General features: G+C 72.1%; 12 protein-coding genes. 11 read left to right on the top strand and 1 reads right to left on the bottom strand.

All coding sequences use genetic code 11. From position 1 onward, the window contains the following. Positions 1–165 precede the first annotated feature (165 nt). Genes C7C46_RS14555 through larE form a run of 6 tightly spaced genes read left to right on the top strand, consistent with a single transcriptional unit; the run spans position 166 to position 6153 of the window. A complete protein-coding gene (locus C7C46_RS14555; protein ID WP_110669613.1) occupies positions 166–906 on the top strand; it encodes a FadR/GntR family transcriptional regulator in 741 nt (246 codons plus the stop codon). A 49-nt stretch (positions 907–955) separates the two neighbouring features. Further along, entirely contained in the window at positions 956–2242 is a 1287-nt protein-coding gene (gene larA / locus C7C46_RS14550; protein ID WP_110669610.1) for a nickel-dependent lactate racemase, read from the top strand. Continuing rightward, the gene (locus C7C46_RS14545; protein ID WP_110669608.1) at positions 2239–3360 is read left to right on the top strand and encodes a glycerate kinase; all 1122 of its coding nucleotides are present in this window, start codon (positions 2239–2241) and stop codon (positions 3358–3360) included. The genes larA and C7C46_RS14545 overlap by 4 nt, the downstream gene beginning before the upstream one ends. Positions 3361–3386: 26 nt before the next feature. Beyond that, positions 3387–4067, top strand: a complete 681-nt coding sequence (gene larB, locus C7C46_RS14540) for a nickel pincer cofactor biosynthesis protein LarB (RefSeq protein ID WP_110669606.1) — start codon at positions 3387–3389, stop codon at positions 4065–4067. Beyond that, entirely contained in the window at positions 4064–5269 is a 1206-nt protein-coding gene (gene larC, locus C7C46_RS14535; RefSeq protein ID WP_110669604.1) for a nickel pincer cofactor biosynthesis protein LarC, read from the top strand. Before larB ends, larC begins: the two co-directional genes overlap by 4 nt. After that, positions 5269–6153: an ATP-dependent sacrificial sulfur transferase LarE gene (gene larE / locus C7C46_RS14530; RefSeq protein WP_220040620.1), complete on the top strand. Its 885-nt coding sequence runs from the start codon at positions 5269–5271 to the stop codon at positions 6151–6153. The genes larC and larE overlap by 1 nt, the downstream gene beginning before the upstream one ends. A gap of 59 nt (positions 6154–6212) precedes the next feature. Here the strand turns inward: larE and C7C46_RS14525 are convergent, their stop codons facing one another. Beyond that, on the bottom strand, positions 6213–7013 hold the full coding sequence (locus C7C46_RS14525) for a FadR/GntR family transcriptional regulator (RefSeq protein WP_110669602.1): 801 nt from the start codon (positions 7011–7013) through the stop codon (positions 6213–6215). Between the two features lie 362 nt (positions 7014–7375). Between C7C46_RS14525 and C7C46_RS14520 the strand changes: the two genes are divergently transcribed. From C7C46_RS14520 to C7C46_RS14500, 5 genes are read left to right on the top strand one after another with little or no spacing between them, the layout of a single operon-like run. Next, positions 7376–8743 carry an ABC transporter substrate-binding protein gene (locus tag C7C46_RS14520; protein WP_110669600.1) on the top strand — a complete coding sequence of 456 codons (1368 nt, stop codon included), beginning with the start codon at positions 7376–7378 and terminating at the stop codon, positions 8741–8743. Continuing rightward, entirely contained in the window at positions 8740–9648 is a 909-nt protein-coding gene (locus tag C7C46_RS14515) for a carbohydrate ABC transporter permease (RefSeq protein WP_110669597.1), read from the top strand. The genes C7C46_RS14520 and C7C46_RS14515 overlap by 4 nt, the downstream gene beginning before the upstream one ends. Before the next feature lie 55 nt (positions 9649–9703). Next, the gene (locus C7C46_RS14510) at positions 9704–10612 is read left to right on the top strand and encodes a carbohydrate ABC transporter permease (RefSeq protein WP_245984418.1); all 909 of its coding nucleotides are present in this window, start codon (positions 9704–9706) and stop codon (positions 10610–10612) included. Between the two features lie 35 nt (positions 10613–10647). After that, positions 10648–12648 carry a DUF8034 domain-containing protein gene (locus C7C46_RS14505; protein WP_110669593.1) on the top strand — a complete coding sequence of 667 codons (2001 nt, stop codon included), beginning with the start codon at positions 10648–10650 and terminating at the stop codon, positions 12646–12648. After that, positions 12645–12992: an L-rhamnose mutarotase gene (locus C7C46_RS14500; protein ID WP_110669590.1), complete on the top strand. Its 348-nt coding sequence runs from the start codon at positions 12645–12647 to the stop codon at positions 12990–12992. Before C7C46_RS14505 ends, C7C46_RS14500 begins: the two co-directional genes overlap by 4 nt. Positions 12993–13014: the final 22 nt, after the last annotated feature.

Below are 13014 nucleotides of genomic sequence, written 5' to 3'. Positions count from 1 at the left end.
TTCTCCGCCGAAATGCACCAGACCACCATCGACACCTACAGCTACCCCCACGGCACCTTCTGGACCGCCGACCTCGCCTCCACCACCACCGAACCCGCAACGGAGCTGACCGCATGACCACCGCCGGGCTTCCCCGGACGAAGCATCACCTGTGAGGTTGCCGCCGTGTCACTGACTGACCAGGCCATCGCGCGCATACGTGGGCTGATCCGGGACGGAGAGCTGGCTCCCGGGAGCAAGTTGCCCGCCGAACCGCAGCTCGCGGCCCAGCTCGGACTCTCGCGCAACACCTTGCGCGAGGCGGTCAAGGCACTGGTCGTGGCACGTGTCCTGGAGATCCGGCGTGGTGCCGGCACCTACGTGACCAGTCTGGAGCCCGGACTGCTGCTGGAAGGCCTCGGCGGCGTGGTCGAACTCCTGCAGGGCGACACCGTCCTCGAGCTCTTCGAGGTGCGCAGGATGCTCGAGCCGGCGGCCACCGGCGTGGCTGCCACCCGGGCCACCGCGGAGGATCTCGCGGAGGTGGAGCGGCACTTGGCGGCCATGCAGGCCGCCGGGGAGGACATCGAGCTGCTCAACCTGCACGATGCCGCCTTCCACCGGGCGGTGGTCCGCGCCACCCGCAACGAGACCCTGGTGGCGCTCCTGGAGCACATCTCCGGGCACACCCTGCGGGCCCGGATCTGGCGCGGGACGGTCGACGCCGCCGCGGCGGACCGGACCGTCACCGAGCATGAGGCGATCTACCAGGCCCTCGTCGCCCAGGACCCGGAAGTCGCCAGGATCACGGCGCTGTTGCACGTCAGCGCCACCGAGCGCTGGCTGCGGGAGCACCTCTCCGAGAGTGAACGACTCGCCGCGGACCCGCCCGAACCCGACCGTCGACCGAGGAGTGATCGCGCGTGAGAACCGACAGGCGCAGTTGCGGGCTGTGCGGCGCAACGGAGTTGTCGGCATGAGGGTCCGACTCGCCTACGGCGGGACGGGGCTCGATCTCGAGGTCGACCCCGCCCGCACCACCGTGGTGGAACCGCTGCACCACCCCGGCGCCGCCGACGAGGCAGCGGTGCTGCGAGCCGCGCTGCGCGCTCCGATCGCGGGGGCACCGCTGCGCGAACGCGTCCGGCCCGGGCAGACCGTTGCCATCTCGGCCTGCGACGGCACCCGGCCGCAGCCGCGCCACTTGATGATTCCCGCCGTCCTCGCCGAACTCGAGGGAATCGTCCCGGACGAGAACGTGGTGATCCTGGTCGCCACCGGTACCCACCGGGGGAACGACCCGCACGAGCTGCGCCGGATGTTCGGCGACGAGGTCGTCGACCGGATCCGGATCGTCAACCACGACGCGCGCGACGCCGCGCAGCTCGCCTGGGTGGGCCGCTGGGGCGACGATGTCCCGGTCTGGCTCAACCGCCAGTGGGTCGAGGCCGACATCCGGATCACCACCGGGTTCGTCGAGCCGCACTTCTTCGCCGGTTTCTCCGGCGGTCCGAAGCTGGTGGCGCCGGGTCTGGCCGGGTTGGAGACGGTCCTGGTCCTGCACGACGCGAAGCGCATCGGCGACCCGCGGGCGACCTGGGGCGTCACCCACGGCAACCCCGTCCACGACGACGTGCGCGCCATCGCCGCGGGCACCGGGGTCGACTTCGCCTTCGACGTCGTGCTCAACCGCGACCAGCGCATCGTCGAGGCCTTCGGGGGAGACCTGCTGCCCATGCATGCCGCCGCGACCGCCGCCGCCCGGCGCCTGGCGATGCGTCCGGTGGAGCGCCGCTACGAGGTGGTGGTCACCACCAACGCCGGCCACCCGCTGGACCAGAACCTCTACCAGTCGGTCAAGGGCATGTCCGCCGCTCACACGGTGGTCCGGCCCGGCGGGTTGATCGTCTGTGCGGCCGAGTGCCGCGACGGGTTCCCGGACCACGGCTCGTACCGCGAGGTGCTCGCCTCGGCCGCCTCCCCGCAGGCCCTGCTCGCCGACATCGCATCCAGGCCGCGGACCGTGCCCGACCAGTGGCAGGTGCAGGTCCAGGCACGGATCCAGGCCTCCTGCCGGGTGGTGATGCACACCTCCCACCTCAGCGACGCCGAGCTTGCGACTGCGCACCTGGAGCAGACCTCCGACATCTCGGCGACCGTGGCCGAGGCGCTCGCCGCGGCCGGCCCGGAGGCCCGGCTGTGCGTCCTGCCCGAGGGGCCGATGACCATCCCCTACCTCCGGCCGACCGAGGAACGGATATGACGGAGCATCAGGTCCTGGTCTGCCTGGACAAGTTCCGCGGCTCGGCCACCGCCGTCCAGGCGTGCCGCTGGCTCGCCGGCGGCATCCGGCAGGCGGCTCCGGGACTGCGGGTCCGCGAGGCGCCGGTCGCCGACGGCGGCGAGGGCACGGTGGCCGCCTTCCGTGCCGCCGGCTACCGCACCGTGCCCGTCCCGGTCAGCGGGCCCACCGGGGAGCGGGTGACCGCGGAGTTGGCCGTGCTGGGCAACCGGGCGGTCGTCGAACTGGCCCAGGCCGGCGGGCTCCACCTGTTGCCCGGCGGCCGAGCCGAACCGCTCACCGCCTCCACCTACGGCACGGGCGAACTGCTCCGCGCGGCCCTGGACCTGGGCTGCCGGGAGGTGGTCCTGGCCGTCGGCGGCAGCGCGAGCACCGACGGCGGAGCCGGGCTGCTGAGCGCCCTGGGCGCCAGGTTCCTCGACGCCGCGGGCGGCGAGCTTCCGCCCGGCGGCGCGGCCCTGGCCGAGCTGGCTGCCGTCGACCTGACCGGCCTCGATCCCCGACTGCGCGCCACCCGCCTGGTGCTGGCCTCGGACGTGGACAACCCGCTGCTCGGACCCGCCGGCGCGGCCGCCGTCTTCGGACCGCAGAAGGGCGCGGACGCGAATCAGGTCGCGCTGCTCGAGCTCGCGCTGACCCGGCTCGCCCAGGTCCTGGCGCAGCAGTCGGGCACCGACCTGTCCGGCCGACCCGGAGCCGGCGCGGCCGGCGGTGCCGGGTTCGCGGCCCTGGTGCTGGGCGCCCACCGGGAGGCGGGGGTCGAGGTCCTGCTGACCGAGTTGGGCCTGGACACCGCCCTGGCCGCGGCCGCCCTGGTGGTGGTCGGTGAGGGCTGCCTGGACGGCCAGAGCCTGCGCGGCAAGGCCCCGATCGGCGTGGCCGACCGGGCGCACCGCGCCGGCGTGCCGGTCGCCGCCGTGGCCGGCCGGCTGGAAGTGTCGCCCGCCGAGCTGGCCGCTCACGGTATCGAGACCGCATACTCGCTCACCGAGCGGGCCGGCAGCCCCAGGGCCGCGATGGCCGAGACCCGCCGACTGCTCCACGAGACCGGCGTCGAACTCGCCCGCCGGTTCGGCTGACCCCAGTACCGCAAGGAGCGGATCCCATGAACGACACCCGTGTCCACGACCTGCAGTTCGCGCAGCTGGACCTCGGCCGCGAGCAACGCCAGGGGCTGCCCGAGGTCGTCTACGGCCCCGGCAAGACGCCCGATCAGATCCGCGCGATCGTCCGCGAGTTGCTGCGCCACAACTGCGGTCCGGTCCTGGTCACCAGGGTGGGTGCCGAGACCGCCGCGAAGGTGCTCGCCGAGGTGCCGGGAGGGGCCTACGACGCGCCGGCCGGGCTGCTGGTCTGGCGACCGGCGCCGACGGACGGCTTCGCGCTGACCGTTGTCTCCGCGGGCACCTCCGACCTGCCCGTGGCCGCTGAGGCCGCCGCGGTGGCCGCGGCCGTGGGCCTGGCCGTCAGCATCGTGCAGGACGTGGGCGTCGCGGGCCTGCACCGGGTCCTGCGCGTCGAGGAGCAGCTGCGGCGGAGCGACGCCGTCGTCGTCGTGGCCGGCATGGAGGGCGCCCTGGCCAGCGTCGTGGGCGGCCTGGTCGGCTGCCCGGTGATCGCCGTCCCGGTGTCGACGGGGTACGGGGCGTCACTCGAGGGCGTGACCGCCCTGCTGGCCATGCACGCCTCCTGCGCCGCGGGCGTCACGGTCGTCAACATCGACTCCGGGTTCGGCGCGGCGATGGCCGCGCACCGGCTCGCCTGGGCCGGGAGGCGGCGCGCGTGATCTGCTGGATCAACCCGTTCACCGGCTTGGCCGGCGACATGCTGCTGGGCGCGCTGCTCGACGCCGGGGCGCCGCTGGAGCGCGTACGGTCCTCGATCGCAGCGACCGGCCTGACCGGCTGGGAACTGGAGGCCGTGCGGGTGAGCTCGCACGGCATCGCAGCCACCAGCGCCCGGGTGCGGGTCACGGACACCGCCACCGAGCGGAGCGCGGCCGAACTGCTCAGGCTGGCCGGCGCAGCACACCCGCAGCCGGTGGCCGCGCTGAGCGTGGCGGCGCTCACCGCGATCGCCGAGGTCGAAGGCCGCCTGCACGGCGTCGACCCCGCCGAGGTCCACCTGCACGAACTCGGGGGCCACGACGCCCTGGTGGACATCGTCGGGGTGGCTGCGGCGCTGCACGCCCTCGAGGTCGCCGAGCTGGTCTGCGCCCCGCTGCCGCTCGGTACCGGCCGGGTCGCCTCGGCCCACGGGCTGCTGCCCTGCCCGGCCCCGGCCACCATGGCGCTGCTGGCCGGCGCGGCCGTCACCGGCACCGACCTGGCCGGGGAGACCGTCACCCCGACCGGTGCCGCGCTGCTGCGGGCCGCGGCCGCCCGCTTCGGCCCGCCGCCGCCGATGACACCGGTGGCCACCGGGTACGGCGCCGGAACCCGCGTCCTGGCGGACCGGCCGAACGTCGTGGCCGTCACCCTGGGCCGCCCCTTTCCGGCCCCGGACCCGCCCCCGGCGACGGACGGCGCGGCGGTCGAGGAGGTGGTGACGCTGGAGACCAATCTGGACGACGTCACGGGCGAGACCCTGGCCCACGCCGTCGCCCGGGCCATGGCGGAGGGCGCACTGGACGCCTGGACGACACCCGCCGTCATGAAGAAGGGCCGGCCGGCCCAGGTGCTGCACGTCCTGACCCGGCCGGAGCACGCCGAGCGGCTTCGGGCTCTGGTGCTTGCCGAGACCGGGACGCTCGGCATCCGGCAGACCCGCCAGACCCGGGTCGCGGCGCCCCGCCGGATGCGCCGGGTCGAGGTGGACGGCGTGCCGATCCGGGTCAAGCACGGACCGTTCGGCGCCAAGGCGGAGCACGAGGACGCAGCGGTCGCGGCAGCGCGCCTGGGCCTGCCGCTGCGCGCGGTGGCCGAGCGCGCCCGGCGCCTCGCCGAGGCGGAGCAGACCGGCAGTTCGGAACGGGAAGGCGGTACCTGATGAACAACGGATCCGGCGACGGGCCCACCGTCGCGCAGAAGGCGCTGGCGCTGCTGGCGGCGGTGCGCGACACCGGCCCGCTCGCGGTTGCCTACTCCGGCGGCGCCGACTCCGCCCTGGTGCTCGCGGCAGCGGTGCGCGCGCTGGGAGCCGAGGCCGTGCTCGCGGTGACGGCGGAGTCCGAGAGCCTCGCGGCCGGCGAGCTGACCGCCGCCCGCGCCCTGGCGCGCTCCCTCGGGGTGGTGCATGTGGCGCGGTCGACGCGGGAGTTGGACAGCGCGGGCTACCGGGCCAACGGCCCCGACCGGTGCTACTTCTGCAAGTCCGAAGTGCTCGACAGCATCGCTGCCGTGGCCCGGGAACACGGCTTCCGACAGGTTGCCACCGGCACCAACGCCGACGACGCGGCCGACCTGTTCCGGCCCGGCATCCGGGCCGGGCGCGAGCGCGGCATCCGCACCCCGCTGCTCGAGGCCGGCCTCACCAAGGCCGACGTGCGGGCGATCAGCAGGCTGTGGTCCCTGCCGACCTGGAACAAGCCCGCCACCCCCTGCCTGGCCAGCCGGATCCGCTACGGCATTCCGGTCACCAGGTACCGGCTGGGCCGGATCGACCGGGCCGAGACGGCGGTGCGCGAGGTGCTCGACCGGGCCGGACTGCGTTCCGCGCAACTGCGGGTGCGCGACCTCGGCGACAGGGTCCGGATCGAACTCGACGGCGAGGTGGCGGGCGAGGCAGCCCGCCTGCCCGACCTGGCGCAGGCCGTGGCCGGGGCGGGCTTCGGCGGACTGCCGCTGACCGTCGACGCCTTCGCCTCCGGCCGGCTCAACCACGAACGGCAAGCGGCGGCCGACGGGCCGCCGGTGGCGCGGTACCGGTCCTGAGCGGGCACGCGGGGCAACCGGGCCGGGCCGTCAGCCCGCTGGAGGACGCTGGCGTTCCGTCAGCCGAACAGGCGGCGCTGGATCTCCCGCCGGTAGTCCTCCAGCGTCCGGTCGAGGTGCACCACCGTGGCCGCAGCAGCCTCCTCGGGGCGACCGTCGCGAATGGCCCGGTAGATCGCCTCGTGCTCCTCGGCCGCGGCCTTGGCGGACTCGCCGAGCATGCCGTGGATGCCGATGGCGCTGGACTGCCGCTGCAGGCGGCGGGCATCGCGCACCGAGCTGAGCAGGAAGGCGTTGTGCGCGGCGGTGGCCACGGCCGTGTGGAAGTCGTCGTCCGCCTGGTTGAACACGTCGACCTGGCTGTGCACGACGCCGTGCCGGCACTGCTGCACGGCGACCTCGATGGTGCGCAGCTCGGCCGGGGTGGCCCGGGTGGCCGCGAGACTGGCGGCGGCCGTCTCCTGGACCTTGCGGAACTCGAAGAGCATCAGGAGGTGATCGAGGTCGACCGGCCGGAAGAAGCCGCCCCAGCGGCTGGTGATGAGCATGCCCTCGTCGTCGGCGACGAACAGGCCGCGCCCCTTGTGCGCCCGGACCCGGCCGAGTGCGGAGAGGATCTTCACGGCCTCCCGCACCACGGCCCGACTGGTGTTGAGCGTCTTGGCCAGATCGTGTTCGGTGGGCAGCCGGTCGCCCGCCACCAGGTGTCGCTCGGCGATGAACTCGAGGATCTGCTCCGAGACGATCTCGTACCCGGGCCGGTAGTCCCGCCGCTCCTCGCCCGAGCTCTTCACCGCTGCCGCGACAGCGGGAGCGGTCTGGGCAGGGAGGGTGGCTTCGGTCGTGGGCGTGTCGTTCATCTTTCCTGCCTCCGGGATGACTGGCGGGTGGCCGACTGACCGCATGGGAGCCGGCTCAGCATAGCGCAGCGGACTAATAAGTCCTACTCATATGCCAGCGGATGCCGAGGCATTGTCTGAGGACAAATCAGGCAAGCCCGCATGGAACTCGCGTAACTGCACTGCGATGCTTGGTTTTCGGTCCCAACCTGCTTGCGATTGGATCGGTGCAAGCCCTTGACGCTCTTCTCGATAGGGCGGCTAATTTATCCCCGAGGGCAGCGGAACGGCCGCCCTCGGTACCCGACGCCTGACCGCGACGGCCAGGCGTCGCCCCACCCCACCACCCGACCTCTGTCGGGGCGTCAGCAGTGGAGTCGCTCATGACCGTCAACAAGCCTCTGGCCGACGAGAAGGCAGTGCCCCGCAAGCGACGAACGGCGTGGCCGGCCGCATGCACGGTCACCGTGGCCCTGGCCACGGCCTTGTCCGCGTGCGGCGGTGCGGCTCCCGCGAAGACCACCGAGGACGGCTTCGCCCAGGCGGCGCAGACGGACGGTGCGGTGACGGTCTGGGTCGACGCGACCCGGACGGCCGCCGCGAAGCAGTACCAGCAGCTGCACCCCGAGGTGAAGTTGGACATCGTCAGCTACGACGGTGACGCCAACGGGTCGAACTACCTGCAGACCAAGGTCCAGCTCTTCAACCGGACCGGCAAGGGCTGGCCGGACGTGGTCTTCAGTTCGCAGAACAACGAGGTGACCTGGGCGGTCGACGCCGGTTTCGCCGCGCCGCTCGACAAGGGCCTGATCGCGGCCGACACCCTGGGCCGGTTCGCGAAGGGCGCCAACGACGTCTGTACCGTCAACGGCACCGTCTACTGCCTGCGCAACGACCTCTCCCAGGTGGTGCTCTGGTACGACGCCCCGCTGATGAAGCAGTTCGGCTACACCGTCCCGAAGACCTGGGAGGAGTACCAGGCGCTCGGCCAGAAGGTGGCCGCCGAGCACCCGGGCTACCTGGTCGGCGACGCCGGCGACACCTTCACCCCGGAGATCTACCTCTGGGCGAGCAAGTGCGGGGCCAACCACATCACCGGGCCCAAGGCCGTCTCCGCGGACACCGGCGGTCCGGAGTGCACCAAGATGGCCCAGCTCATGGACACCCTGATCAAGAACAAGTCCATGTCGATCAGCGGCGTCTTCAGCACCGACTTCGCCAAGAACGAGAAGGACAAGGTCCTGCTGATGCCCGGCCCGGCGTGGTACGGCGGCGCGGTGTTCCACGACACCCTGAAGACCCCGGAGAAGACGATCGGCGCGGCCCCGATCCCGCAGTGGCAGGGCGACAGCGCGCCGGCCACCGGCAACGTCGGCGGCGGCACCTGGCTGCTGTCCCAGCACTCCACCCACCTCAAGGCGGCCACCGACTTCCTGAAGTGGGTCACCACCGACAACGCCTACCAGGGCGAGAAGGCCCCCGGCTTCCCGGCGTACGCACCCGCCGCCGAGAACTGGCTGAAGGCCCAGGCCGCCTCCGGGTACTTCGACGGTGACCTCGGCGCCCTCAAGGACGCCTCCTCCCAGGTGTGGCCGGGCTGGGGCTCGGCCCAGTTCAGCCAGGAGGCGATCTGGGCCGCCACGGTCAAGCCCGGCCTGACCCAGGGCCAGACCCTGGTGTCCCTGCTGCCGGCCTGGCAGGACTCGATCGTCAAGCACGCGGAGTCGTTCGGGTACAAGGTCTCCCAGTGACCGCCACCGCCGCCCCGGCCGGCTCCGGTCGACGCCCCCGTGGCACCGCCCGCAGCTGGGCCGGCCCGGCCTTCGTCGCCGGCTACGTGCTTCTGCTGCTCGCCTTCGGCGTCCTGCCGATCGGCTACGCGATCTACTTCGCCTTCACCGACGGGGGCGGCTCGTTCACCGGCTTCGCCAACTTCGTCACCACGGCGCAGGACTTCCGGTTCGTGGACGCGATCGGCCACGTGGCGCTCTACCTGCTGTTCTGGCTGCTCTCGCTGGTCGTGTTCGTGGTGGGGCTCGCCCTGCTGCTGCACCGGGTCTCCTCCGGGTGGGCCGGCCAGGCGCTCCGCTTCCTCTACTACATCCCCGGCGCGCTGGCGGGCGCAGCGAGCGTGCTGGTCTGGCTGTTCATGCTCGATCCGACGGTGAGCCCGGTCAGTTCGATGCTGGGATCACTGGGATTCCACACCTTCGGCCAGGTCATCGCGCCCGGCAACCTGCCGGTGCTCTTCACCGTCATCGCGTTCTGGACCGGCGCGGGCGGCTGGATCGTCGTCATGTACGGCGCGCTCAACAACATTCCGACCGACGTGCTGGAAGCCGCCCGGATCGACGGCGCGGGCGCCTGGCAGACCGCCTGGCACGTGCAGATCCCGATGCTGCGCAAGTGGATCGTCTACATGGTGATCCTGGCCTTCGCCGGTGGCGCCCAGCTCTTCGTGGAGCCGCAGCTGCTCTCGCTCGCCAGCGTGGGCGTGGCCGGCCGCGACTACTCGCTCAACCAACTGACCTACGACTTCGCCTTCCAGATGAACGACATCAACGGGGCCGCCGCGGTCTCCCTGGAGCTGCTGGTCGTCAGCGTGTCGGTCGCCGGCATCTTCATCGCCCGGTCGAGGTTCTTCGATGCCGACTGAGACTCCCGCCCACCCGATTGCCGCCGCGCCACGTACCGAACGGGAACGGAGCGCCATGAGCCGCGCGCAGCAACGGACTTCGCGGCGGCCCCGCCGACCCGCACGCCGCACCTCGTACCGGCTGCTGGCCGGTTCGGTCCTGACGGTGTTCGTGGTGTTCTTCGTCCTGCCGGTGCTCTGGCTCCTCCTCGCGGCGACCAAGACCGACGATCAGCTGGTCCACGGTCAGCCGCTCTCCTTCGGCTCCTGGAGCACCCTGGCGGACAACTGGCACGCGCTGACCGGATTCCAGGACGGCGCGATCCTGCTCTGGCTGGGCAACTCCGCCCTGTACGCCGTCGTCTCGCTGGTCATCACGCTCTGCCTCTCGGTGCCCGCCGGCTACGCGCTGGCCATGACCGAGTTCCGCGGCCGGAAGACCCTGCTGGTCGCCACCCTGGTCGTCATGCTGATGCCGAGCGCCACCCTGGTGGTGCCGCTGTTCATGGAGCTCAACGCGGTGCACCTGATCGGCACCATGTGGTCGATCGTCCTGCCGTACGCGTTCTACCCCTTCGGCGTGTACCTCACGTACATCTACTTCTCCACCGCCGTGCCCAAGGACCTCCTGGCCGCGGCACGGATCGACGGCTGCTCCGAGTTCGGCGTCTTCCGCCTGGTGGCACTGCCGTTGGCGACCCCGGTCATCGCGCTGGTCGGCTTCTTCAGCTTCGTCGCCAACTGGACCAACTACTTCCTGCCCTACGTGATGCTTCCCGAGAGCGGCCAACTGCCGGTGCAGGTGGGCATCGGCACGCTGCTCAGCAGCGTGCCGCAGTTCAACCCGACCGTCGGTTCACTCGCGATCGAACGCCCGCAGCTGGCTCTCGCGACCCTGGTCGCCATCACACCGGTGCTCGTGGTCTTCCTCTTCGCCCAGCGCTTCCTGGTCAGCGGGATGCTCGCCGGCGCCACCAAGGAATGACGCTCGCGCCGATACCCCGATCGGAGATCCCCGTCATGTCACCCAGCTCCACCGACCCTTCCGCGGGCGAGCACGCCGCAGCGCCCCGACTCGAGATCCAGGCGGGGGTGCCGCTGCTCGAACCGCCCGGCTGGGCGGTGGCGCAGCGGGCGCTGTTCGACCTGCTCGACCACAGCTGGCGCCGCTTCGCCCGCGACTTCACCGGCCCCGACGGCCGGCTGGACTACGGCGGCCGGCTGACCACCAGGGACGGGGTGGACGACTTCTACGAGGTGTTCTTCAACTGGCCGCAGCTCTACCTGCTCGGTGGTGCCGACGACCTGCTGGCCGCCGTCGAGAAGCACTGGGAGGGGGTGACCAGGCACCTTACCGAGCTGGACATGCTGCGCGACGAGTACGAGCGCGGCTACGACTGGTTCCACCAGGGCGAGAGCCTGCTGCTGTTCTACTTCCTGTGCATGGCCGACCCCGAGCGCTGGTCCGAGCGGGCCCTGCGGTTCGCCGAGCTGTTCGTCGACCCGGCCAACGGGAACTACGACCCCGTGCACCGCATCATCACCCGTCCGCACAACGGCAGCGACCCGGACCGGCAGGGCCTGTCCGACGGCGAGGTCTACCCGTGGCTGCCGAAGGAGGCGGACACCTACGGCTACCCGCTGGAGTGGCTTCCGCAGGCCCAGGGCGGCCCGTTCCCGCTCGACGCGGACCCGCGGCTGGGCGCGCAGATGCGCGAGCGGATGGGCGCCGGCGACACCGCGGTCAACCTGGCGGCGGCCGGCCTGGTGCTCAACGCCTGGGTCCTGTCCGGCGAGCAGCGCTACCGCGACTGGATCGCCGAGTACGTCGGTGCCTGGCGGGAGCGCACCGAGGCGAACGGCGGTCTCCTGCCGGACAACGTCGGTCCGGACGGCGTCGTCGGCAGCCTGCTCGAAGGGCGCTGGTACGGCGGCCACTACGGCTGGTCCTGGCCGCACGGCTGGCACAGCGTGGGCCACGCGGCCTGCGTGGCGGCGCTCGCCGCGGCGGTGGCCACCGGGGAGGACGACTGGCTCTCGATGGTGGGAACCTCGCTCGACGCCCTGATCTCCCGCGCCGTACTGATGCCCTTCACCGAGGCGGACTCCAGCCTGCAGTCCAAGTGGGCGGTGGAACTCGCCTCGGACCTCGACCGGCCGACGCTCCATCTGCCGTTCCGTCACAACGACTCGGGTTGGTTCGACTACAACCCGGTCACCCTTCCGGTGCCCGTGGCGCTGTGGCACCACACCGGCTCCGAGGCCGACCGCACCCGGCTGGAGAAGCTGCGCGCCGCGGACGGGCTCGACTGGAGCACCGTGCGGTCGTTCCGGGCCAAGGAGGAGTCCGGGCACGAGAAGGCGTGGTTCGCCTTCCTGGCCGGGGACGACCCCGGCTACCCCGAGCGGATCCTCGCCGCCGCCCAGGCCCAGGTCCGCCACCGGCTGCGACGGATCGACCGCTACCGCGGCCTGGAGGTGGCGGAGGCCGACATCCACGTGTGGCAGCAGTGCAACCCGGTGGCTACCGAGGCCCTGGTCCAGCTGACCTGGGGCGGCCCCCAGGTGCTCTACAACGGCGGCCTCCAGCAGGCCCGGCTGCGCTACCACGATGCCCGGGCCCGCCGGGCCGGCCTGCCGCAGGACGTGGCAGCCCTGGTCACCTCCATCGATCCCGCGGCGACCACCGTCGAACTGGTCAACCTCTCGCCCGGGGAGGAGCGGACCGTGATCGTCCAGGCGGGCGCCCTCGCCGAGCACACCATCAGCTCGGTCCGGTACACGACCTGTACGGACGACGGCTGGATCGGCGACCTGTACGACTACGGTCACACCGAACCGGTGGTCCGTCAGGTGGAGGCGGTCTGTGACGGACCGTACCTGACGGTCCGTCTGCCCGCCTCCACCCGGATCCGGCTGACGCTGCGGCTCGCACTGCGCACCCGAACCCCCAGTTACCGTTCGCCGTTCGGCACCCTCGCCGACGCGGCGGACACCGAGACACCGGAGGAATCCGCATGAAGCGCTTCGCACAGAGCATCAGGCTCCGCCCCGAGCACCGGGAGGAGTACCTGAGACTCCACTCGGCCGTCTGGCCCGGAGTCGAGGCGGCCCTGCGCCGGGCACAGATCCGCAACTACAGCATCTACCTCCACGGTGACGTGCTGTTCGGGTACTTCGAGTACCACGGCGAGGACTTCGACGCCGACATCGCGGAACTCGAGGCCGACCCCGTGACCCAGGAGTGGTGGAAGCTCACCGACCCCTGCCAGGAGCCCTGGCCCGACCGGGGCGACTCCCGCCAGTGGACGGAGCTCACCGAGGTCTGGCACCTGGGCGAAGCCGACGGGCCCGCCGCCGGCTGACGGTCCACCCCGACAACCCCAC

This window comes from Streptomyces tateyamensis (genome assembly GCF_003205575.1).
In the GTDB taxonomy this organism is placed as follows: domain Bacteria; phylum Actinomycetota; class Actinomycetes; order Streptomycetales; family Streptomycetaceae; genus Kitasatospora; species Kitasatospora tateyamensis.
Note: the sequence above shows the minus strand (reverse complement) of the source record. Positions and strands in the feature narration are given on the sequence as shown.